Genomic DNA, 23,587 nt, shown 5'->3' with positions numbered 1-23,587 from the left:
AGAACGACAGATGACGACACCGATCCTGGCCCGCGGCGAGGGCCGGGCCCTCCTCGCGGTTGAATCCGTGCTCAGCACGGTATCCGCCGTGTGGTGGCTGTCCCTGCTGTGGATCCACCGCAACGTGCTGTACGCCGTCCCGGTCGCCGCCACCCTGATCGCGGCGGTCATCCTGTCGCTGCTGCTGACCTGGGGCCTGTGGCTGCGCAGCCGACGACTCGCAGGCGTGAACCTGACGCTCGTCGCGGTCCGCGGGATGGCAGTGCTCACCCTGTCGCTGTGGCTGCTCCACGACCTGTAAGCCGACGGCCATGGGTCGGGGGCACCTGGTCGCCGGACCCGGTCCCCCGACCACCTCTGAACGGCTCCGGGCGCGCCCGTTTCCACTGCGCGAACCTCCGTGTCACCCACTGGTGGCACAAACGGGCAGCCGCGCGTCACGCGTGCAGTAATACAGCGGCCCGCAGCCACGCCGCCCTCACGCCGTCCAGATGTCCGCAAGGAAGCGGGCCGTGCCGGCATCGTCGAGCGTCACGAACTTGCGCTGCTGTGACTTGATCTGCCGGACGGTGAACGGGTTGGTGGTGGCCGCCGGGTTGACCGGGATCAGCTTCTTCGTGACCGCGGCATCGAACGCGCCCGACAAGATGTTGTGGACGTGGCGAACGGACTTGGCCCCCAGGGGCTTGCCCTTGTTCGACGCGCACGGAACCGTCTCCGACATCCGGTACAGGGCGTCGAGGTCGTCAGGAAGGACCGGCGAGCTGCCCCTCGTCCGGGTCCTCTGTGAAGTGGCCGAAGCGCCTGCGCTGTTCCTCGCTCAGAAAGTTGGTGGCCACCGCCCGCTCCTTGATCGTCGGCGTAATTCGCGCGCAACAGTGCCAGGTGACCTGGCAGAGCGTGAGGTGATCGACGATTCCAGCAAAAAGCATCACCCCGTGTGGTGGGTGGGCAGCCCGAGCACACCCGCCTGCCCCGGCACCTCGTACGGGGTGCCGGGGCAGGCGGGTTCATGGGGAGTGTGAGGATGGCGAGGTCGGGGTGGGTGCGACCGGGCGCGCTTCGGCTGTGCCGGGCCGCACTCATGGTTACAGAGTGCGGGTCAGACGGTCGGTGAGCAGCCGGGTGAAGCGGGCCGGGTCGGGCAGGTCGCCCCCTTCGGCGAGCAGCGCGCTGCCGTATACCAGCTCGGCGATCTCCGCCAGTGCGGGGTCGTCGGCGCCTGCGTCGTGTGCTGTGCGCAGCGCGGTGATCAGCGGGTGTGCGGGGTTGAGTTCCAGGATCCTCTTGACGGTGGGCAGTTGCTGTCCCATCGCCCGGTACATCTTCTCCAGGGTCGGCGTCACGTCGTGGGCGTCGCCGACGATGCAAGCCGCCGAGGTCGTCAGGCGTGACGACAGGCGGACCTGCTTGACCTGCTCGGACAGGGTGGTGGTCAGCCACGGCAGCAGGGCGGCGAAGTCCTGCTCGCGCTGGGCCTTCTCGGCATCGGCTTCCTGGTCGCCGTCGGCGGACTCGTCGAGGTCGACCTGGCCCTTGGCGATGGACTGCAGACGATGGCCGTCGAAGGCCGGGACCTGGTCCACCCACACCTCGTCGACAGGATCGGTGAGGATCAGGACCTCGTACCCCTTGGCGGCGAAGGCTTCCATGTGCGGGGAGTTCTCCACCATCGCGCGGGTCTCGCCGGTCAGGTAGTAGATGGTGTCCTGGCCGTCCTTCATGCGCTCGACGTACTGGCGCAGCGTGGTGGTCTTCTCCGGGGCGTGGGTGGAGGCGGCCGACACCAGCTCAAGCAGGGCCTCGGTGTTGTCCGTGTCCTCGACCAGGCCTTCCTTCAGTGCCCGGCCGAACTGGGCCCACACCTTCGCGTAGCGCTCGGCGTCCTTGGACTGCATGTCCTTGATGGCGCCGAGGACCTTCTTGACCAGGCGCCGACGCACGCCGCGGATCTGGCGGTCGTGCTGGAGGATCTCGCGGGAGACGTTCAACGACAGGTCGTGGGCGTCCACGACACCCTTGACGAAGCGCAGGTAGTTGGGCATGAGCGCTTCGCAGTCGTCCATGATGAACACCCGCTTGACGTACAGCTGCACGCCGCGCTTGGTCTCGCGGGAGAACAGGTCGAAGGGTGCCTGCGAGGGGATGAACAGCAGCGCCTCGTACTCGAAGGTGCCTTCGGCGCGCATATGGATCGTCTCGGCCGGGGCCAGCCAGTCGTGGCTGATCTGCTGGTAGAAATCGTTGTACTCGTCCTCGGTCACCTCGGTGCGCGGCCGCGCCCACAGCGCCTTCATCGAGTTGAGCGTGTCGACGCCGCGGGTGGTCTCGCCCTCGGTGTCGGTGTGCTCGGCGGCCATCCGGATCGGCCAGCGGATGAAGTCCGAGTACTGCTTGACGATCTGACGGATCTTCGACTCGGACAGGTAGTCGGCGAGCCCGTCCTCGCTGTCGGCGGGCTTGAGGTGCAGGGTGACCGAGGTGCCCACGGGCAGGCCGTCGACGGCCTGGATGGTGTAGGTGCCCTCGCCGTCCGACTTCCACTGGGTGCCGGAGTCGGTTCCGGCCCGCCGGGTGCGCAGGGTGACCTTGTCGGCAACCATGAAAGCCGAGTAGAAGCCGACGCCGAACTGCCCGATCAGGTTCTCGGCGGTGGCGGCGTCCTTGGACTCCTTGATCTTCTCCAGCAGGCCGGCGGTGCCGGACTTGGCGATCGTGCCGATCAGCTCCACGAGATCGTCCCGGGTCATGCCGATCCCGTTGTCACGGACGGTCAGTGTGCGGGCGTCCTTGTCGACCTCCAACGCGATGTGCAGGTCGGTGGTGTCGATCCCGGCGAGGCCGGAGTCGGTCAGCGACTCAAGCCGCAGCTTGTCCAGTGCGTCGGACGCGTTCGAGATCAGCTCGCGCAGGAAGATGTCCTTGTTCGAGTAGATCGAGTGAATCACCAGTCGGAGCAACTGGCGGGTCTCGGCCTGGAATTCCAGCGTCTGGACACTGCTACCCATGTGGTTCTCTTTCTGTGGGAACGTCATGAACGGATGGGACTCGGGCCGAGACGCGTCGTTGCCCGCCGTCGGCGTGGTTCGGGGCAGGCCGGAGGCCGGACTGCACCCACGTTTGTGGCTCTCTGCGACAGGAGTCAGGCATCGTAAGCTGCTGTCGCCGTGAGCCGGTCGTCGAGGGCGTCCAAGCATGTGACGAGGTCGGTGTGGTGGGCATCCAGGTAGGGGCGCATGCCGGTCAGGGGGGCGATGAGCTCGGCGGCGTCGGTGGCGCCGAGGGCGGCATGCAGGGCGGCCTGGGCTGAGCGCGCTTCGGGCGCGAGGTGGGTGAGCGCGGTGATCTGGCCGGCGAGGCGGCGCAGGTCGGCGGCGTTGGTGCGGGCCCAGGTGACGGTGGCACGCTCGGCGGCCCTGGCCTGGCGGGTGGCCATCACGCGCTGCTCGCCGGTGGTGCCGACGGCGCCGGGACGGCCGCGCAGGTAGCGGCGTTCGGCGGCCTGGCGGCTGGCGACACCGAGGGGGCGGGCGAGGTCGGCCCAGCTGGCGCCCGCCTCGCGGGCGGTTTCGATCAGGCCGGTCTCCCAGCTGGCGAGCTGCTCGCGCACCTGCTGCAGCAGCATCAGGGAGGCCAGTGCCTGCTCGGGACCGGGGCCGGCGGCGTCGGGGAGCTCATGCTGGGCATCCCGCAGGGCGTCGCCTATGACGGTAAGGGCCGCCGCGGCGGCGAGAAAGGACGCCGGGCTGTGGGCGTCGGTACTGACCGTGGACGGCTGGTCTGCTGCGGTCACGGGCACCTCCCTCGGACTGTCATCACGTCGACGACATCATGCCTGTCATCCATCAGATGACATGCTGCCACGGTGTCGGTGAAGCGCGTTGGCAGCAACTGCCTGAACCTGCTCTGAAGGTGTTTTCACGATGCTGATGCGCACCGACCCCTTCCGTGAGCTGGACCGGCCGGCGCAGCATCTGCTGGGCCCGGGCACCCGGTCGAAGCCGTCGGCCCATGGACGCCTACCACGAGGACGACGAGTACGTGGTGGCCTTCGACATCCCCTGCGTCACCCCGGACGCGATCGGCATCGACGTCGAGCGGAACATGCTCACCGTCAAGGCCGAGCGCCAGCCGGTGGCCAAGGCCGACGACGTGCAGATGGAACTGTCCGAGCGGCCGCTGGGCTCTTCTCCCGCCAGATCGTGCTCGCCGACGCCCTCGACAACGACCACATCAAGGCCGACTACGACGCGGGCGTGCTCACCCTGTGCATCCCGATCGCCGAGCGCGCCGAGCCCCGCAAGATCTCCATCGGCATCGGCTCCGGCCGCAAGGAGATCTCCGGCTGACACCGTCCGGACCGGCGCGGAGGACGGGCACCCGATCTCCCCCTCCCATCCCGCCCTCCGCACCCCCGTGGACAGTCCTCGATGGCTTCATTGCCGAGACCGGCCACACCCTGACCCCGCCATGACGTCACCTTGAAGCGAAAACCTCAGAGGCAATTCGGAGTCGGGCCGTCCGGGGCCGCCCGCGCGTCACCGCTCAGCCGACGTCCCGCTGATCCACCGTCAGGTCGCTCCACGCGCCGGCCAGCTCCACGCGGGACGACACCTCCAGCTTGCGGAAGATCTTCTTGAGGTGGAAAGCCACGGTGTGCCCGGAGATATAGAGCCTCTGGCCCACCTGGTCGTTCGTCAGTCCCTGGCTGACCAGGTTGGCGACGGAGAACTCAGTGTCCGTCAGGGAACCGACCCGGTGGCCGTTGCGCCGCATCGGCCGCATCGCGCGTCCGGAGCGCACCCCGAGATCCCTCAGCCTGCTCGTGACCCGCGCGAGGTCGCGCACCGCGCCGGTCTCACCGTAGAGAGTGGCCGCCTGCCGCAGCTGTGCGACCGCCGTGTCGCGCCCCGCACGCTGCCCGGACAACGCCTCCGCCTGATCCTCACTGGCCGACGCGGACGCCCAGCGGTCGAGATGCAGGGCGGCGGCGGCGCGCAGCTTGTCGGGGCTCCTCTCGAGCAGTCCTCCGGCGTGCAAGGCGGCCGCGTGCACGGCGCGGAATCCCCAGGACGACCGCGCGATCAGGTCCGCCCGTTCCGAGCAACGCAGCGCCAGCTTCTCCTCCCCGACGGCGCGGGCGACCCGGACGAGCCAGGCCGCCGCCGCGGGCTGGGCGACAAGCAGCTCCCGGTTGAGCCGATCGTCGACGATCAGGCGCTCGACGAGGTGGGCGACGCTCGCCGGGCCGGTGGCCGCCTCGAAGACCTGAGCGACGGCCCAGGCGCTCTGCCCGGGAGCGTAGGCCGTACGCCCGATCAGGGCGTCGTCACCCAGCAGGCGCGCATATCCCAGCGCCGTACCCAGGTCGGACCGCCGGACGGCGCTGAGGGCCAGCACAGCGTGCAGATTGGGCAGGAATGCATGGACGCCGACGCGCTCGGCCAGCTGGACGCCGGCGGTCGCCTGGGCGACCGCCTCTCCGGTGTCGCCCGACCCGAGCGCGAGCTCGGCCCGGCAGACCAAGCGGGCGGCGGCCAGCTCGTCGTCGGCACCCGGGTGCCCCTGGGCGCCGGCCAGGACGCGGGCTCCCCCGCGCAGATCACGCACCCGGACGAGCAGCAGCACGTGCCATAAAGCGGCGAGCGGCGAGCAGTGCCCGTGACACACATCCTGCGCCGCAGCCGCGGCCAGGTCGATCCCCTGCCGCACCTCGCCGGCGAGCCAGGCGGACACCGAGAGCGCGAGCCGGCAATCGCGAATGTCGCCTGCCACGATCAATTGCGCGAATTCTTCGGAGGGACTGCCGAGAAGCTCCGTCTGCACCCGGCACTGAATTGCCATCATACGCACGATCGACCTTTCGCTGCCTGTCTGGAAAAAGACATGCATCCACCAATGCGGCCATTCACCCGGAAGCCCCGAACCAGGTGCATCTCAATGCATCACGCAGCGGGTTCGATCGGCATGAGTAACTTGACTCCATCTCCTTCAGTCATGTGATCTTCATCAGCGGGTCGACTGATAGATTGCCGATAAGCCGCCGTCCGGCACTTCCGCGAAACGGATGGGTTACATGCACGTAAAGCGTCGTCTGTTCTTTGCCGACGCTCGGAAGAACCGCTTGTGAAGCATCGGGCTGCTATTCCGGCGGACTCGTCCCGGCGCTCCGCCGTGCCGTCTCCTGCAGCCCTGACTCGTGGCGCAACGGGATCGCCGGCCAGCTGAGAAGCAGCAGCAGCCCGGCAAGGGCCACCCCCGCGGCGGCCAGGAAGACCACGCCCATCGCGTCGGCGAACGCCCGCTCGAACGGGCGGGCCACGACCGCCGGCAACGCCGAGAGCACGTCGCTGTCGTGCACCACGACTTGCGTCGCCGCAGCGGTATCCCCCGCGCCGAGGGCGGTCGTGACGGCGCGTACGTCCGGATCGGGCGCCGTGGCGGCGGCCTGGACCACCGCGGCCCGGTACGCCGGGTCGCCGGTGGCCACGTCCACTCGCCGCTCGATGGCCGCCGGCGTGCAGGCGAAGAACAGCGTGAGGAAGAACGCCAGCCCGAGGGTGCCGCCGAGCTGCCGGAAGAACGTCACCGCCCCGGTCGAGACGCCCATGTCCCGGGCCGGAAGGACGTTCTGCAGCGCCAGAGTGAGCGGCTGGTTGAACATGCCCACTCCGAAGCCCAGCAGCAGTGCCACGACCTCGAACGGCCAGCGCTCCGCGGCGCCGGTGAGAAAGTACAGTCCCGCCAGGCTCGCCGACGTGAGCACACCGCCGGCGACGGCCTGAGCGCGATAGCGGCCGGTCCGCACGATGAGCCGGCCCGAGCACAGGGCGCCCGCGATCGCCCCCAGCATCGTCGGCAGCAGCCGCAGCCCGGCCTCCGTCGGGCCCATGCCCGCCGAGACCTGGAAGAACTGGGGAATGATGCTGATGACGCCGACCATGACCGTGCCGACGAGGAACGAGACGAGCGTCCCCTTGACGAACGACCGGTTCGCGAAGATGCGCAGCGGCATGAACGCCTTCTCGCCGGCCAGCTTCCCGGACCACACGTAGGCCAGGGTGCTGACCGCGCAGACGGCGAAGCAGACGATCGAGGCGGTCGAGCCCCAGCCCCAGGCACGACCGAGCTCCGCGACGATCAGCAACGGCGTGATGCCCGCGACGAGCAGCAGCCCGCCGAGCCAGTCGACCCGTACGCCGGCCGGGCGGGACCGGTCGAAGGTGAGGACCCTGACGACGACGGCCAGGGTCGCCACGCTCAGCGGCACGTTCATCAGGAAGACCCAACGCCAGCCGGAGATGCCCAGGATGCTCGGCCTGCCGGCCAGCAGTCCTCCGATCAGCGGGCCGAGCAGGTTCGCGCCGGTGAAGACGGCCAGGAAGTAACCCTGGTAGCGGGCGCGCTGCCGGGGCGCCACGATGTCGCCGAGGATCGTGAAGGCCAGCGAGACCAGGCCGCCGGCGCCGATGCCCTGGACGCCCCGGAAGACGGCCAGTTGCTCCAGCGACGTCGCGAAGGTACAGGCGAGCGAGCCGGCCGCGAACACGGTGACGGCGGCTATGTAGCAGGGCCGCCGGCCGTACAGGTCGGACAGCTTGCCGAACAGCGGGGTGACGATCGTCGAGGTCGCCAGGTAGGCGGTGGTGACCCAGGCCAGCTGCGAGAAGTTGTGGAAGTGGTCGGCGATCGTTCGGATGGAGGTGGCGACGACCGTCTGGTCCAGGGCGCTCATCGCGACGCCCATCAGCAGGCCGCAGAGCACGGCGAGGATCTGCCGGTGGGTGAGGCCTGCGTCGCCCGCGGGTCGCCGGGAGCCGGGCACCACGCCTCAGCGCACCGGCGTGGGGGCCAGCGTGGCCGTCAGCCGGTTGAAGCCGCGCAGGTTGCGCGTCGGCTTCCGCTCCCCCTCGTCGATCAGGGTGAGGTCCGGGAAACGGTCGTACAGCGCGCGGAAGCCGACCTCGCCCTCCATCTTGGCCAGCGCGGCGCCCAGGCAGTAGTGGATGCCGGTCGAGAACGCCAGGTGCTTGCCGGCATTGGCCCGGGTGACGTCGAAGGCGGCCGGATCGGTGAACACTTCGGGGTCGCGGTTCGCGGCGCCCAGCATGACCACGACGATCTCGCCCTCGGCCAGCCGGACCCCGGCGATCTCGGTGTCGCGCAACGCCCGGCGGGAGATGCGCTGCACCGGGGACTCGACGCGCAGTATCTCGTCGACGGCGTTCGGCCACAGCTCGGGCCGCTCCGCCAGCAGCGCCCGCTGGCCGGGATGCTGTTCGAGCAGCGCGATGCCGTTGGCCATCAGGTTCACCGTGGTCTCAAGGCCGGCGGCGAGCACGAGCATGGTGGTGGCCAGCAACTCGGCCTCGGTCAGCCGGCGCCCCTCGGTATCCGTGGAGTTGACCAGGTCGGACATGATGTCCTGGCCCGGATGCCGGCGCAGGTGGTCGAAGTGGCCACGCAGCCAGTCCAGCAACGCGTCGATCCGGCGCTGGTCGGCCAGGAAACGTCGGCGCGACATGCCCGGGTCGAGCGGGCTCGCCGCCGCGTCGCTCCACTGCAGGAACTGCTCGCTCATGCCGGTCGGGGCGCCCAGCATCTCGCAGATCACCACCGAGGGCAGCTGCGACGTGTACGCCTGGACCACTTCGACCGGCTCCCGCAGGTCCCGCGCGGCGATTCCGTCGAGCAGCGTCGCGGCCACCTCCTCGGTCCGGACCCGCAGCGCGTTGACCGCCTTCACGCTGAACGCCCGGACGACCAGCTTGCGATAGCGGGTGTGGTACGGCGGATCCACCGCGACCATCGACGGCGGCTCGAACACGCTGCGCGCCGCGCTCGGGGCGAACGCCGCCAGGATGCGCCGGATCGGCGCCGGCGCCCCGCCGAACGCCGCGGCGCCCATGGCGTCGGAGCGCAGCACCTCGCTGGCGACGTCGTGGCGCACGGTCATCTTGCTGCCGAGCCCGCCGACGAAGGGCTGGTCCGAGCGCATCGTCTCGTAGTGCGCGTACGGGTTCAGCCGTACCGACGGATCGGTCACCCGAAGCGTGGCAGGGTTGCCCTTGGCGGCTTCCCGGCGCATCGCCAGCCTGATCAGCCCGTGGGTGAGCGCCCAGCGCGCCGAGTCCGGAAGGAACAATGTCGTCTCCCCTGTTCGAAGAACCGCGTGGGTCAGGCCGACGCTCGCAGCAGGGCGGTGAGCATCGTCGGCCGGCTGTCCGAGCTCAGCCGCGCCACCAGATCGGAAAGTGCGGTGGCCGTGGCCTCGTCCACCGCCCGCGCCGCGTTCATGCGGAACTTGGTGGTCAGCTCCGCGGGCGTCAACGGGTTCTCCGGCCCGCCCAGGTTGTACTCGACCCGTTCCCGCAGCACCTCGCCGCCGGACAGCCGGACGGTCAGCACCGCCGGGAACTGGTGCGGGAAGATCCGCGTACAGTCCGGGTCCGCCTCCGGGGTCACCAGGGCGGCCAGCGCGAGCCGGTCCGGGTCGGCCACCGCGCCGTCGGTGAAGTCCTCGTGCGACACCCCGAGCCCGCCACCGCTGCCGAGCAGGGCGGCAGCCACCGTGTACGGGCCGCTGAACGCGCCGTGGTAGCCCGACAGCGGCCGCCTCTTGTCGGCCAGCGGCTCGGCGATCGTGCGAAGCACCGGCTCGGGCACGCCCAGCGTGATGCCGGTGAGGTCCGCCGGGTTCAGCCCGGCCCGCCGCAGCCGCAGCGCCGCTTCCACACCGGCGTGCGTGAAGTGATTGCAGGGAAAGGGCTTCACGAAGATGTGGTCGCTCTCCCACCGCTCCCCCAGCCCGCCGGTGACTGCGCCGATGTCGAACTGCTCGCCGCAGAAGGCCCGCAGCAGGCCGAAGCGCCCCTCCAGCACCGTGGGCGGGCCGGTCAGCCCGTGCCGGGCCAGAGAAGCGGCAACGACGCCGGCATGGGCCGCCCAGCCACAGTGCACCCGTTTCACGGTGCCGCCGGTCCGGTTGGCCTCGATGACCCCGGACCCCATGCTGCACGCGATACCGATCGCCGAGGTGAGCTGGTCGGCGGTCAGTCCCTGGAGCATGCCCGCGGCGACCGCGGCGCCGACCGTGCCGCAGATGGCCGTGGCGTGCTGCCCCCGGTCGAAGAAGACCGAATTTGCGTGCTCCCGGTCGTATCCGGCCATGCCCAGCCGGCAGGTGACCTCGACCCCCACGGCGACGGCGTCCAGGAACGCCGGTCCGGAGACGTCGTACTGCTCCGCGACGGCGAGGGCGGCCGGGACGACGGCGGCCGACGGGTGCAGCACCGAGGGCAGATGCGTGTCGTCGAAGTCCAGCGAGTGCCCGAGCGTGCCGTTGACCAGCGCCGCCGAGGGTGCGGGCAGCCGAACGGCCGAGCCGATCGCGGTGGCGGCCGGCGCGCCGCCCCACTCGTCCACGGTGGCGACGACCACCTCGGCCGGGCGTTCGGACAGCGCGGCCAGGCAGATGCCCAGCAGGTCGAGAACCCGCCCGGCGACGTCGTCACGCCGGGCTGCCGGCAGGCCGTCCTTCGCCGCCTGGGCCGCCAGCGCGCCGAGCTGCTCGGCCGGCGTCGCGCTCATGCGCTCACCACCGCGAGCGGGCGGATCGGGGAGCCGGTGCCGCCGACGATGCGCAGCGGCGCCACGACGACGGCGAACTCGGTCAGCCCCTCGGCGGCGGCCTGCTCAAGGGCGAGGTGCTCCATGATGTGAATGCCGTGCTCGACCAGCAGCAGGCGGTGCACCGGCAGCGTCCGATGGCCCTCCCCCGGTGGGATCCGCTCGTACGCCGTCGTGTCGGCGCCAGTGGCGGTGATGTCGTGCGCCGCCAGCCAGGCCGCAGCTTCCTCGGTGATTCCGGGTACGCCGGTCGCCCGGCCCAGATAGGTGTCCGCGTCGTGGAAGTGGGCGGCCCAGCCGGTACGCACCAGCACGACGTCACCGGGCTCGGGCAGCGCCCCGGCCCGCTCGGCCGCGTCCTCGAGGTCCCGGCGGGTCACGCCGTAGCCGGGGTCGAGCACGTCCACGCCCCGGGTGCCCGCCACGTCGAGCAGCACCGCCCGGGTGATCAGCGGGGGGATCAGTTCGGCACCGAGCTCGGTGAACGCACCGCCGCGCTGGGCGGCTTCCGCGTCCACGCCACCGTACAGCTTGCCGTCCTGGCTGACGTGGGCGAGCGCGTCGATGTGGGTGCCCACGTGGCCCCCGGTGACGATCACCTCGTTGCTGGCCGAGCCGCCGTCCGGGCGGCGCATGTCGCCGTGCCGGCGGGCCAGGGTCATCCGGAAGCCGGGATGGTTGGGCGAGCAGGGCATCCCGGTGAAGAGTGGCTGGCCGAGCTCGATCGTGCGTATCCCCTTGGCCAGTGCAGCCAGCAAGACATCGGTCATGCGTCACCCCTGACGAGATCGGGCAGTGCCTCAGCGGCGGGGTTCCGTCTGGGCGGCGCTCAGCCTGTCGGCCATGAGGCCGATGACGGCCCTGCTCTGCTCAACGAGGTAGAAATGGCCGCCGGGGAACACCTCCACCTCGGTCGGCGCCGTGGTGTGCTCCGCCCAAGCTCGCGCCTCGTCGATCGAGACGCGCGGGTCGGCGTCGCCGACGAGCACGGTCACCGGGCAGTCGAGGCGGGCCGTGGCGTCGTGCCGGTAGCTTTCGATCGCCCGGTAGTCGCTGCGGATGGCGGGCAGCACCAGGGAGAGCACCTCGGGATCAGCCAGCATGCCCTGGTGCGGGCCGCCGAGCCGACGGAGCTCGGCCACGATCCGCGAGTCCGGGGCCTGGTGCACATTCTCGTCGCGATAGCGGGACGGGGCCCGCCGCCCGGACACGAAGAGGCGCGCCGGCGCGGGCAGCCCGGCCCGGCGCAGGCGGAGCGCAACCTCGTATGCGAGCACGGCGCCCATGCTGTGCCCGAAGAGCACCAGGGGCCGGCCGTCGAGCTGCCGCAGCACCGCGAAGATCTCGTCCGCGTACTCGTCGACGGAGTCGATGCCGGGCTCGTGACGCCGGTCCTGCCGGCCCGGGTACTGCACAGCCATGACCTCGACGCCGGGACCGAAGGCCTTGGCCATGGGGAAGAAGAAGCTCGCGGACCCGCCGGCGTGCGGCAGGCAGACCAGACGGACGGCGCCGTCGGGGGCCGGTTGGAAAGTCCTCACCCATTTCTGGAAATGCGAGGGTGAGCTCGTCACGACCGTTCTTCTCCTTTGTGCGGCACCGCTTTCTTCACGTCTGCACATCGTGACCGGCCCGCGGCGGCGGCCGGTATCCCCGGACCTGGTAGTCGTCGGCCCGAGCCTCCCGTGACGTGGGTGATCACGCGGGACGAGACACGGTGGAGTTCGACAGGCATCGAAGCAACAGGCTCGCACCAGCCACCGGCGATCCGGCATATTCGCAGGTCAACTACACGATCGGCAGAACCATGGTGGCCTCTGCGGTCCACGGAGCTGCCCTGGAGTACCCGGCAGGTGCACCTAAGGACATTGCGTCGGCCTCGGGTAGTGAACGACGATCTTCAGTAGCAGCGTCAGCCAGTGTCCGTCGGGAGGCCGTGACAACGTTGTACAAGCGCGGCAGTATCTCCACACGGTCATCGAGAGGGGGTCGGCTTCGTGACCGGATCGCCCGGTGTCGGCCACTTCGACGATGGTCTGCTGGGCCGCGACGACACGATGCGCATGGTGGACCTCTTCCTCGGCGACGGCACGCCCCACGGCGGGGCCCTGATCTTCTCCGGCCCGACCGGCATCGGGAAGACCGCGCTGCTGGAGTACGCGATCGCCCGCGCTCAGGCTCGCGGCCTGGTCGTGCTCCGCGTGTCCGGCGCCGCCGGACACGCTGACGGCTCCGGCCTGACCGACCTGCTAGGCCTGCTGCTTGAGGTCGTCGTGGGCGATCCGGCCCAGAAGAAACGCTTCTCCGACGCCGTCCAGCGCTGCCAGGACAGCGGGCGGATAAAACCCTCCAAACTGGCCGACACGGTGCGCGCCGTCCTGCGCCAAACCCGTGCGAGCAGCGTGCTCATCGCCGCCGACGACCTGGACCGGATGGACCCCACCAGCTACCAGGCGCTGAGCATGCTCGCCGCCCGGCTGGGCGGCACGGGAGCACGGATGATCGGCACGGTGCAGGCCAGGACCGGGCGGCACGGGCCGGCGACGCACCAGCTCGAACCGCTGCGCGAAAACGCCGCGCACGCCCTGCTGGAGCGGCACTTCCCGCTGCTGTCCGGGCGGGTGCGCCGGCAGATCGTGGCGGAGGCCGAAGGCAATCCGCTGGCTCTGCGTGAGCTGCCCCTTCCGCTGACCCGCACGCAGCGCGAGGTGGCCGCCGCCCTGCCGACGGTCCTGCCGCTGACCGAGCGCCTGCAGGAGATCTACCGCCCACAGGTGTCGTCGCTGTCGGCCGGCGCCCGCGACGTACTCCTCGCCGCCGCCCTTGAGGGGACCGGGGACCTCATCACGCTCGAGGCGCTGGCCGGGGAAACGCTCGAAGCCGCCGTCCGAGATGCCGAGGAGGCCCAGCTCGCCCGGGTGGACGACACAGGCAACCGGCTCGTCTTCCGGCGCCCGCTCGCCCGGGCCACCGTCGTCGCGCTCGCCTCACCCGCCCAACGCCGCGAGGCGCACCGCCGTCTGGCCCAGGCCCTCGCCGACCGGCCCGAGCTGCATGCCTGGCACCTGTCCCAGTCCGTCATCGCCACCGACAGCACGACCGCGGAGCTGGTGCACGACGCGGCCGTGAAGGCGATGAGCCGCGGAGCGGTCGTCAGCGCCGTGCGGCTGATGACGCGGGCCGCGGACCTGAGCGCCGACCCGCGGCATCGGGCTCGCCGACTCGGCTACGCGGCGACGATGAGCGCGGACGGGACGGGTGACCTCAACGCCGTGTCCCAGCTGCTGCGGGACGCCCGCGAGAGCGACCCGGACTTCGACGACACCCTGCCGGCGATCGTGGCCGCGGCCACGTTCCAGCTCAACGACGGGGATACCGACACCGCCGCGGGCCTGCTGGTCTCGGCCCTGCGGGCGCGCAGCGAGGAACGGGTGGAAAGCGTCATCCTGCTCAAGTCCGCGCTCTGGACGCTGCTGCGCGTCTGCCGGCTCAGCGGCCGCCCCGAGCTGTGGGATGTCTTCCTGCGGCTGATCGACGAATATCGCCGGCACCTGACCACGTTCGAGGTCACGGTGTGGCAGGCGGCCGCGGATCCCGCACGAGCCGACGTCGCCCGGCTCGCGGTGGTCGACCGGAAGATCGCCTCGGCAATGACGGACAAGGACCATAACAAGATCATCCGACTGGCCGAGGCGTGTGCCCCGGTCGACCGGCTGGGCGAGATGCGGGGCGCCCTGTGGCGGGTGGCCCAGAGCGGCAGGAACTGCCCGCAGCCCACGATCCACGCGATCCGGGCCCTCAACTTCCTGTGCGCCGACGCGCTGACGCACGGACGCTGGCCTGACGTGGACACGCTCAGCGAGGAGATCGCCTCCTTATGCGAGGCCAACGGCCAGCCGGCCCTCTTCTGGCTCACCGGGGGCAGCGTCGCCGTCCTCGCCGCGCTTCGGGGCGACACCGAGCGTACGCGGGCGCTGACCAGTGAGATGGTCGCCTGGGCGGTGCCTCGTGATGCGCGGGTGGTATTGCTGCTCGCCGCGCACGCACGGATGCTCGACGCCCTCGGCGCCGCCGATTTCGAGGCGGCCTACCAGTACGTGGCGGAGGCCGGCCTGCCCGAACTGACGAAGCCGTCGATCGAGCAGATGCAGATGTCCTTCGACATCGTCCTGGCCACCGTCCACACCGAGCGTCACCGCGAGGCCGAACGGCACGTCCAGGCGATGCAGGCGTCGGAGATGGCGTCGTTATCGCCCCGGCTGGCCCTGCAGACGGCGGCCTGCGCGGCCCTGGTGGCACCTCGGGCCAAGGCCGCCCGGACCTACGAGACCGCGCTCGCCCTTCCGGGCGTGAACCGCCTGCCCTACAACCGCGCCCGCGTCCAGCTCGCGTACGGCGAGCACCTGCGCCGGGTCCGGGCGACCAACGAGGCCCGGCACTACCTGCGCACCGCCCTCAACTCGTTCCATGACCTCGGCGCGCTGCGCTGGGCGGCCCGGGCCAAGGCCGAGCTGCGCGCCGCCGGTGACCGCGCCACCGCCGCCGAGCCGGACGAGCCGGCCGCACTGACGCCGCAGGAGCTGGCGATCGTCCGGCTCGCCGCCAACGGGCTGACGAACAAGCAGATCGGCCAGCGGCTGTTCCTCTCGCCCCGGACCGTGGGCAACCATCTCTACCGGGCCTTCCCCAAGCTGGGCATCGCGTCCCGGGCCAGCCTCCGGGACGCGCTCGCCTCGCTGCAGCTGAAGCACGCAGGCGTTCCCGCCCCCTGAATCGGAGAACCGCACGGTGACGAGCACACGCAGAGAGACGGATCTGACCGGCCGGGTCGCAGCCGCGGTGTCCAACCCGGCAGCCCACGACGACTTCGACCCGCACGCGGCGCTGGCCGAGGTGCTGGCCGGGATCGGGATCAGCCCAGCGGACAGCGGCGGGCGGATCGGCTTCGCCGGGGCGGATCCCGTGGTGCCCAGCACGCTGCGCCTGGGTGGTGCCTCGGCGATCGCCCTGGCCACGAAGGCGGTGGCGGTGGCCAAGCTGTGGCGGCTGCGCGGCGGGCAGGGCCAGGACATCGCGGTCGACCTGCGGGTCACCCCGCATCGCCTGTGCCCCTTCTACGACGGGCGCTGGGAGAAGATCAACGGTCACCTGCTCGGGTCGCCGGCGAACGCGGGCAGCGCTGCCTTCGCGTTCGGCTTCTACCGCACGGCCGACGACCGCTGGGTGATGCCCCTTAACCCGTACCCGAAGATCAAGGTCGCCGCCCAGAAGCTGCTCGGCGTGCCGGACGACGTGGAGGCCGTGCGGGCCGCCGTCGCCCGCTGGACCGGCCGGGAGCTGGAGGAGGCGGCGGCCGAGGCCGGTTGCGTGCTGCCGATGCTGCGCACCACCGCCGAGCTGCTCGCGGAGCCGCACTACCGCGACCACCTGGCGCGCCTGCCGCTGGTCACCGTGGAGCGCATCGGCGACTCCGCGCCCGAGCCGCTGCCGCCCGGCGTGCCGGACCCGCTGACCGGCATACGGGCGCTGGGCATGGGCCACGTCATCGCCGGCGCCGGGGCCGGGCGGGCGCTCGCCCTGCACGGCGCGGACGTGCTCAACGTGTGGCACCCGATGCAGCTGGAGCACCCGGTCACCTACGCCACGGCCAACGTGGGCGTGCGTTCCGCCACGCTGAACCCCCGCGTGGCCGACGACGCGGCGACCCTGCGCAGGTTGCTGGCGGCAGCAGATGTCTTCTACGCCAACCGCCGCCCCGGCCACCTCGACCGCATCGGGCTGTCGGCGGAGCAGGCGGCGGCCGAGCGACCCGGGATCGTACACGTCACGGCCTCGCTCAACGGGCCGGACGGGCCGTGGGCCGGGCGCGTCGGCTTCGACCAGAGCGCGGGCAGCCTGACCGGCATGATGCACCTGGAGGGCGGCCTGGGCGGGACGGGTACGAAGCCCGCCCTCCCGCCGATCCTCGTGGTCAACGACTACATCGTCGCGTGGCTGATGGCCGCGGGGGCGATCGAGGCTCTGTGCCGGCGGGCTGTGCTCGGGGGCAGCTACCGCGTCCACGTGTCGCTGACCCGGACCGCGCTGTGGATCCTCGGACTGGGCATCTTCGACCGCGACTACGCCCACGCCACCGCCGGCCGCGGCCCCGAGCACGCCTACCACGACCCGGAGCTGTTCACAGCCGAGACCCCGCTCGGGCACTACCAGGGCGTCACCGAGCAGGTCCGCATGTCCGCCACGCCCGGCCGCTACCGTACGGTCCTCGTGCCGCGGGGCTCCAGCCGACCGGAGTGGATCGGCTGACGGGTCCGGGTGGGCACGCGCCACCGGGCCGGCCGGGCGCCGATCGACATGCCGCCGCCGAATCCGGCCGGCGGCACCAGGTTTCCGTCGGTCAGCAGCACCCGCTCACTGATCGCCTGTGCCCACTGACCGGAGATCGGACTCACTCGTCCAGGGGGTGCTGCGGAACCGGTTGATGGACTTCAGGTGCCGCTCGCGCAGCTCGTGGTCGCGGACGCCCAGGCCCTCCGCAGGGGCCAGCACGCGGACTCCCACCTTGCCCTGGTGCACGTTGCGATGCAGGTCGAGGACCGCGTGGCCGGTCTGCTCCAGCGGATATGTCGTGGACAGCGTCGGGTGGATCTGCGCTTTCGCGACGAGCCGGTTGGCCTCCCATGCCTCGCGGTAGTTGGCGAAGTGCGTCCCGATGACCCGCTTGAGGTTCATCCACAGATAGCGATTGTCGAACTGGTGTTCATAGCCCGAGGTTGACGCGCAGGTGACGATCGTGCCTCCGCGGCGAGCCACGTAGACGGAGGCGCCGAAGGTCTCCCGGCCCGGGTGCTCGAAGACGATGTCCGGGTCGTCGCCGCCGGTCAGCTCGCGGATCCGGGCGCCGAAGCGACGCCACTCCTTCGGGTCCTGCGTGTGGTCGTCCTTCCAGAAGCGGTAGCCGTCCGCGCTGCGGTCGATGACGTACTCCGCGCCCATCGCCCGGCACACCTCCGCCTTGTCCGGGCTGGACACGACGCACACCGGGATCGCGCCGCCGTTGAGCGCGTACTGGGTGGCGTACGAGCCGAGACCGCCGGAGGCGCCCCAGATCAGCACGGTGTCGCCCTGCTTCAGGTCCGCGCCGTTGCGGGAGACGAGTTGGCGGTAGGCGGTGGAGTTGACCAGCCCCGGCGAGGCCGCCTCCTCCCAGGTCAGGTGGACCGGCTTGGGCATGAGCTGGGTCGCCTTGACCAGGGCGATCTCGGCCAGACCGCCGAAGTTGGTCTCGAAGCCCCAGATCCGCTGCTCACTGTCGAGCATCGCGTCGTTGTGGCCGTCCGGGCCCTCCAGCTCGACGCTGAGGCAGTGCGCGACCACCTCGTCCCCCGGCCGCCAGGCGTGCACGCCGGGGCCGGTGCGCAGCACCACGCCCGACAGGTCCGAGCCGACGACGTGGTAGGGCAGGTCGTGCCGCTTGGCCAGCGGGTTGGACCGGCCGTAGCGGCGCAGGAAGGTGAAGGTGGGGATCGGCTCGAAGATCGAGGTCCACACGGTGTTGTAGTTGATGGCGCTCGCCATCACCGCGACCAGGGCCTCTCCCGGGCCCAGCTCGGGGGTGGGCACCTCGTCGACGTGCAGGGACTTGCGCGGGTCACGGTCGGCCGGCGCCGTGTCCTCGAACATGTCGGTCTCGTCCGCATGCACGGTCACGGCGCGGTAGGACTCCGGCACCGGCAGGCTCGCCGCCGCCGCGTAGTCCCCGTGCACGATCGCCTGACGGATCTCGTCCATGGATGACCTCTCAGGTGAGCAGGGCTGTCAGGCGAGGAGCTCGATGACCCGCTGCTGCACCTGCTCGGGGTAGGTGTGGCGGAAGGAGCTGCGCCGGCTGCGCTCGGCCATCGGCGGCAGGAGCCCGTTGAGGACGGCCTTGGGCCCGTAGCCGAGCCGCCGTTCCTCGTCGGAGTAGCAGCCCGCGAGCGGGTTGATCATGCCGTGCCGGACGAAGCGGCCGTGCGCGGGACTCACCCGGGTTGCGATGGCCCAGGCCAGCTCGGTCTGGTCCGACGGGTCGATGTCGTCGTCGAGCACGAAGACGCGGGTCATCATGGCCTCGATCCGGGTGGCGGCGAGGACCTGCGAGATGCGCAAGCAGATGCCGTCACGGCTCAGCCCGGGCATCCGCTCACGCCAGTCCTCGGTGAGACACACGATCAGCCAGTGGGCGGCGGCCTCGAACGGCATCCACGCCGTCGCGACGGGCAGCTTCGCGGCGCGCAGCAGGGCCACCGCCTCGGCCGCCGTGACCAGGCCCCACGCGGTGTGCGTCTCGTCGACCGGCTCCCCGGCGACCGAGATGGGCCAGATCGGGTCGTCGCGGTAGGTGATCGCGTCGACCACGTACTCCGGCTGCATGCTGGTGTGGCGCGGCTGGTAGCCGGCGTACTCGCCCATCGGCCCCTCGACCGCCGTGCGCCCGGGCATGACGTGCCCCTCGATGACGATCTCGGCACTCGCGGGCACCAGCAGGTCGACGGTCTTCGCCCGGACCAGCTCCAGCGGCTCGCCGAAGTGCGCGCCCAGGAAGCCCGCCTCCTCGATCCCGTCGGGCAACGGCATGCTCGCGACGAACGGGATGCCCGGCTCGGTGCCCTGGACGATGGCGAACGGCATCGGCTGCCCGAGGTTGTCCCACATCTTGCGGATCTGCCCGAGGTGCTGCGTCGGGATGAACGTACCCGTCATCCGTTTGCCGTCGATCTTCATCACCCGGGCGATGGCCCAGTTGGTGAACGACCCGTCGGGGGTCGAGACTATGACCGTGCCCCAGGTGTTGAGATAAGGCCCGCCGTCGCCTTCGTGCAGCAGCGGCGCCGGGAAGCGGTCGAGGTTCGCGTCGTCGCCGAGCAGCACGTTGTCCTGACACGGCGCCGAGTCCACGACGACCGGCGCGACCGGCTCACGGGAACGGGCGGCCGCCAGGGAGTCCACGATCTCGTGCGCCGTGGCGGATACGTCCAGCCCGAGCGAGAGCGCGACGCGCGCCAGCGGGGACCCGGGGATGGTGCTGAGCCCGGCGGGCGCGGCCAGGATCCGGCAGAACCGGCCGGTCCCGGTCAGGTCGTTCAACATCAGGGCCGGACCGCGATTCTCGTACGTCCAGCGGGCGGCCGCACCGGCCTCCAGGTGCGGGTCCACGGGCTCGTCGATCTCCCGGACGTCCTGGTGCGCCTCCAGCACCGTCAGGTACTCGCGGAGATCCTTGAGTCGCTTCATCCACCTGTTCCCTTCAGGAAGTCCTCGTCGGTCAGCTTGTGCACCGGGACGCCGGACGGGCTCATGGGCAGGCCACCCCAGCGGTGCACGGTGTCGGTCTCCAGCCCGAACTGGTCGAGGACCCGGCCGACGAAATTGTCCGCGACGTCGTCGAGGTCGTGCGGGCGGGCGTAGTAGGCGGGCATCGGCGGCATGATCGTGACGCCGATGCGGGCCAGCTCGAGCATGTTCTCCAGGTGGATCGGGGACAGCGGCGTCTCCCGCGCCACCAGCACGAGACGCCGCCGCTCCTTGATGGCCACGTCGGCCGCCCGGGTGACGAGGTCGTCCGCGTAGCCGGACCGGATCGCCGCGAGCGTCTTCATGGTGCAGGGGATCACGACCATTCCCGCCGCGCGGAAGGAGCCGCTCGAGATCGCGGCGGCCTGGTCCCCCGGCCCGTAGCTCACGTCGGCGAGGTCGCGTACCTGCGCGACGGTGAACGGCGTCTCCAGCTCGATCGTCGGCCTCGCCCACCGGCTCAGCACGAGATGGGTCTCGACCGAGCCGACCGCCCGCAGCCGCTGGAGCAGGCGGACGCCCAGCGCGGCACCGGTGGCGCCGGTGATGGCAACGATCAATCGCATGCCGGTCATTCTTCCGTCCGAAGGCCGCCGCCCCATCCCTCGGTCGAGTAGTGCGCGTGCGCCTCACGCAGCCAGTCGCCGACAATGTGCGCGGTCGAGGCGACGTGCTCGCCCTCGATGATCGTGAAGTGGTCGCCGGGCGCCTCGACCACCTGACTCATCGCCGCAAGGACGTCGCCGCGCCATTCGGGCTTTTCCTGCTCCACGAGGGGCTGCGCCGGGCGTACGTACAGGGTGGGCGCGGTGAGCCCCTCCGGCCGCCAGCCACGCAGCAGTTCCAGGCACCAGACCTGGGCGGTGATGCGCTGGGACAGGTTGCCGCCGCCCGTCAGGCGCAGATACTCGACGAAGCGCTCGTTGAGCGCGCTGCGGAACAGTTCCTCGGGCCGCCCGCCGTCGCCGTCGAAGCTGTACGAGTCGATCAGCACCACCCCGCACGGCGCCAGACCGCGCGCCTCCAGCTCCTTGGCCACCTCGTACGCCACCACACCGCCCGAGGAGTGCCCGGCCAGCGCGAACTCCCCGTCCGCCACCTCGGCCTGCACCACGTCCGCCAGGCTGCGCACCAGGACCGCCAGGGTCGCGGGCAGCGCCTGGCCACCGTGGAACCCAGGCGGCACCAGCGCTGATACCCGTCGTCCGGCGTCCAGCTCCGCCGCGAGCCGGCTGTAGACCTGCGGCCCGGTTGTCATGACGGTCGGGCACAGGAGGATCAGCCGCGGGCCCAGCTGTCCCCGGCCCAGCCGCACGATCTCGGGCACGGTGTCCGGCCCCGCCGGATCGCCGTACTTGAGGCGCAGTTGCGCAGCGCCGGCCATGAGCTGCTGGGCCTGCGCCGGCTCGCCGGTCCGCATGGCCTGAAGAAAGAGCTCACCGAAGTAGTCGGGCTGCGTCTCCTGCGGCTCGGCGTGGTGCGCCGGCCGGAGAGCCGCGTCCAGGGCCCTGGCCAGGCTGCGCGGATCCGGGTGGTCGAACACCACCCCGGCGGCGAGGTAGGCCCCCGTCCTGGTCTGCAGGACGTTGCGCAGCTCGACCGCGGTCAGCGAGTCGAAGCCGAGCTCCTTGAACGGCTGCTCTTCGTCGACCTGCGTCCCGGGCGCGTGCCCGAGAACCGCCGCGGCCGCCTCCCGTACCAGGGTGAGCAGGGCCTCCTCACGCTCGGCAGCGGGCAGTCCGGCGAGCCGTAGGGCCGGCTCGGCCGAACGCGCGGCGCCCGGCTGCACCAGAGCGACCGTTGCCTCGGGAAGATCGGACAGCAACGGGCTCGGCCGGGCCGCCGTGAAGACCGGGGCAAACCTGGCCCAGTCCAGATCGGTGACCACGAGACCGGTCTCGCCGTCGTGCAGGACACGCTGCAAGGCAGCCAGTGCCAGGCGGGGACGCATCGGGATCAGGCCGAGCAGGCCCAGATGCTCACGGTGCTCGCTTTCGGCGTCCGCCAGCATGCCGCCCTCGGCCCAGGAGCCCCAGGCCACCGACGTCGCGGGGCGGCCGTGACTCCGACGCCAGGCGGCCAGGCCGTCCAGGAAGGCATTGGCGGCCGCATAGGCGCCCTGCCCACCGCCGCCCCAGAAGCCCGCCCCGGAGGAGAAGAGCACGAAGGCGTCCAGCTCAAGGTCGCGCGTGAGCTCGTCGAGGTGGCGGGCGCCGTCGACCTTCGGGTCGAGCTGGCGGTGGAGCAGGCCGGGCGTCAGCGCGGTCAGGAGCGTGGCATCGCCCATGACACCGGCGGCGTGCACCACTGTGCGCAGTGGCCACTCCTCGGGAATCTCCGAGACCACTTGGGCAAGCGCGTCGCGGTCGGCGACGTCACAGGCCGCGACGGTGACCCGGGCGCCGGCGGTCTCCAACTCAAGGCGCAGCAGATCCGCGCCGTCCGCGTCCGGGCCGCGCCGGCTGACGAGTACCACGTGCTCGGCGCCGCGCTCGATGATCCAGCGGGCGACGTGGGCGCCCAGGCCGCCGGTGCCCCCCGTGATGAGGGCGGTGCCCGAGGTCGTCCACGGCGCCGGTCCGCCGGACGCGGCGGCGTGCGTCAGCCGACGGCCGAACGTGCCGGCCGGGCGGATGGCGATCTGGTCCTCGCCGGCAGCGTCCGAGAGCACGGCGGCCAGCGCTCGGGCACTGCGGGCGTCGAGCTGGGCGGGCAGGTCGATCAGGCCGCCCCAGACGGCGGGTTGCTCCAGCGCAGCGACCCGTCCGAGGCCCCAGACTGCGGCCTGATCGGGTGCGGTGACCGGATCCTGCGCACCGACGGAGACCGCGCCGCGCGTCACCACCCAGAGCGGGACCCCGTCGTCCGGGGCCTTGGCCAGAAGGTCCGTGACGGTGGTCAGCATGGTCGCCTGGTCAGATCCCCCCACAGCGGAAAGGAACAGGATGCCGTCGAAGCGGGATCCGATCGCGGTGCCGCCGTCGTGCGCCAGCGGGTGGCTGCCGTGTTCCGCTGTGTGAATGCCGTCGTGTTCCAGCACGTGTGCTCCGGAGCCCAGCGCTGCCACCACGGCGATGGCGAGGGCGTCGTCGCTCCTTCCCGCCGGGACGACCACGGCCCAACGGCCGCCCCTGGCTCCGGACGACCTGATGCTCAGCGGCTTCCAGGCTTCCCGGTACCGCCAGCCGTTCACCATGGCCTCATCACGATGCCGCTCACGCCACGACGCCAGGGCCGGCAGCATCGACGCGGCCAACGCACCATCGACCCCGAGCGCCGCCGCCAGGTTCCCGGCATCCCGCTGCTCCACCAACGCCCACAGCTCACCCTCGAACTCACTCCCGACACTCGCCGCGACGACATCAGCCGACCCGCCGGTCGTGTCCGGCCAGAACCGCTGGTGCTGGAAGGCATACGTCGGCAGCGCCACCCGACGCGCATGCCGACCCGCGAACACCGGCGCCCAGTCCACCCCAACACCGTTCACCCACAGATGCCCGACCGCGGCCAGCACCGCCTCACCATCATCACGCCTGCGCCGCAACATCGGCACGCAGTTGTCCACCAGCCCCGACAACACCCCGTCCGGACCAACCTCCACCAACACACCGACACCCTGCTC

The 23,587-nt window shown here is 71.2% G+C and carries 16 protein-coding genes and 1 pseudogene; 4 read left to right on the top strand and 13 right to left on the bottom strand.

The annotated features are described in order from the left end of the window. The first annotated feature begins 10 nt into the window (after window positions 1-10). Window positions 11-301 (top strand): hypothetical protein, encoded by a 291-nt coding sequence (locus ACIRR9_RS52605; protein ID WP_403768147.1) that lies wholly within the window; start codon window positions 11-13, stop codon window positions 299-301. Between the two features lie 177 nt (window positions 302-478). On the opposite strand, the gene ACIRR9_RS52600 is transcribed toward ACIRR9_RS52605, so the two are convergent. From ACIRR9_RS52600 to ACIRR9_RS52590, 3 genes are all read right to left on the bottom strand, one after another. Further along, window positions 479-724 carry a hypothetical protein gene (locus ACIRR9_RS52600; protein WP_403768144.1) on the bottom strand — a complete coding sequence of 82 codons (246 nt, stop codon included), beginning with the start codon at window positions 722-724 and terminating at the stop codon, window positions 479-481. Between the two features lie 364 nt (window positions 725-1,088). Further along, on the bottom strand, window positions 1,089-3,008 hold the full coding sequence (htpG, locus tag ACIRR9_RS52595) for a molecular chaperone HtpG (protein WP_403768141.1): 1,920 nt from the start codon (window positions 3,006-3,008) through the stop codon (window positions 1,089-1,091). A 134-nt stretch (window positions 3,009-3,142) separates the two neighbouring features. Next, the gene (locus ACIRR9_RS52590) at window positions 3,143-3,793 is read right to left on the bottom strand and encodes a type III effector protein (protein ID WP_403768138.1); all 651 of its coding nucleotides are present in this window, start codon (window positions 3,791-3,793) and stop codon (window positions 3,143-3,145) included. 130 nt (window positions 3,794-3,923) lie between these two features. Here ACIRR9_RS52590 and ACIRR9_RS52585 point away from each other — a divergent pair. Next, a pseudogene (locus ACIRR9_RS52585) lies at window positions 3,924-4,349 on the top strand (Hsp20/alpha crystallin family protein). A gap of 196 nt (window positions 4,350-4,545) precedes the next feature. On the opposite strand, the gene ACIRR9_RS52580 reads toward ACIRR9_RS52585, so the two are convergent. The 6 genes from ACIRR9_RS52580 to ACIRR9_RS52555 all read right to left on the bottom strand — a co-directional run bounded on the left by ACIRR9_RS52580 (window position 4,546) and on the right by ACIRR9_RS52555 (window position 12,203). Further along, window positions 4,546-5,892, bottom strand: a complete 1,347-nt coding sequence (locus ACIRR9_RS52580; RefSeq protein WP_403768135.1) for a LuxR C-terminal-related transcriptional regulator — start codon at window positions 5,890-5,892, stop codon at window positions 4,546-4,548. Between the two features lie 250 nt (window positions 5,893-6,142). After that, entirely contained in the window at window positions 6,143-7,825 is a 1,683-nt protein-coding gene (locus tag ACIRR9_RS52575; protein ID WP_403768132.1) for an MDR family MFS transporter, read from the bottom strand. Window positions 7,826-7,831: 6 nt separating this feature from the next. After that, a complete protein-coding gene (locus ACIRR9_RS52570; protein WP_403768129.1) occupies window positions 7,832-9,145 on the bottom strand; it encodes a cytochrome P450 in 1,314 nt (437 codons plus the stop codon). A gap of 32 nt (window positions 9,146-9,177) precedes the next feature. Then, entirely contained in the window at window positions 9,178-10,590 is a 1,413-nt protein-coding gene (locus tag ACIRR9_RS52565) for an MmgE/PrpD family protein (protein ID WP_403768126.1), read from the bottom strand. Next, a complete protein-coding gene (locus tag ACIRR9_RS52560) occupies window positions 10,587-11,399 on the bottom strand; it encodes a cyclase family protein (RefSeq protein ID WP_403768123.1) in 813 nt (270 codons plus the stop codon). The genes ACIRR9_RS52565 and ACIRR9_RS52560 overlap by 4 nt, the downstream gene beginning before the upstream one ends. Before the next feature lie 30 nt (window positions 11,400-11,429). Continuing rightward, a complete protein-coding gene (locus ACIRR9_RS52555; protein ID WP_403768120.1) occupies window positions 11,430-12,203 on the bottom strand; it encodes a thioesterase II family protein in 774 nt (257 codons plus the stop codon). A gap of 423 nt (window positions 12,204-12,626) precedes the next feature. Between ACIRR9_RS52555 and ACIRR9_RS52550 the strand changes: the two genes are divergently transcribed. Together ACIRR9_RS52550 and ACIRR9_RS52545 are read left to right on the top strand one after the other, a co-directional pair. Further along, window positions 12,627-15,401, top strand: a complete 2,775-nt coding sequence (locus tag ACIRR9_RS52550; RefSeq protein ID WP_403768117.1) for a LuxR C-terminal-related transcriptional regulator — start codon at window positions 12,627-12,629, stop codon at window positions 15,399-15,401. 16 nt (window positions 15,402-15,417) lie between these two features. Further along, window positions 15,418-16,935 (top strand): CoA transferase, encoded by a 1,518-nt coding sequence (locus tag ACIRR9_RS52545; protein WP_403768114.1) that lies wholly within the window; start codon window positions 15,418-15,420, stop codon window positions 16,933-16,935. Between the two features lie 105 nt (window positions 16,936-17,040). On the opposite strand, the gene ccrA is transcribed toward ACIRR9_RS52545, so the two are convergent. The 4 genes from ccrA to ACIRR9_RS52525 form a co-directional block, all read right to left on the bottom strand. Next, entirely contained in the window at window positions 17,041-18,420 is a 1,380-nt protein-coding gene (gene ccrA, locus ACIRR9_RS52540) for a crotonyl-CoA carboxylase/reductase (protein ID WP_403768111.1), read from the bottom strand. Window positions 18,421-18,447: 27 nt separating this feature from the next. After that, window positions 18,448-19,905 carry a UbiD family decarboxylase gene (locus tag ACIRR9_RS52535; RefSeq protein WP_403768108.1) on the bottom strand — a complete coding sequence of 486 codons (1,458 nt, stop codon included), beginning with the start codon at window positions 19,903-19,905 and terminating at the stop codon, window positions 18,448-18,450. Beyond that, the gene (locus tag ACIRR9_RS52530) at window positions 19,902-20,531 is read right to left on the bottom strand and encodes a UbiX family flavin prenyltransferase (RefSeq protein WP_403768105.1); all 630 of its coding nucleotides are present in this window, start codon (window positions 20,529-20,531) and stop codon (window positions 19,902-19,904) included. Before ACIRR9_RS52530 ends, ACIRR9_RS52535 begins: the two co-directional genes overlap by 4 nt. Window positions 20,532-20,536: 5 nt before the next feature. Then, the coding region (locus ACIRR9_RS52525) for an SDR family NAD(P)-dependent oxidoreductase (RefSeq protein ID WP_403768102.1) at window positions 20,537-23,587 on the bottom strand (3,051 nt) is incomplete at its 5' end.

This window comes from Streptomyces sp. NPDC101234, from assembly GCF_044767525.1.
In the GTDB taxonomy this organism is placed as follows: domain Bacteria; phylum Actinomycetota; class Actinomycetes; order Streptomycetales; family Streptomycetaceae; genus Streptomyces; species Streptomyces sasae.
This window is presented reverse-complemented; position numbering and strand designations above follow the sequence as displayed.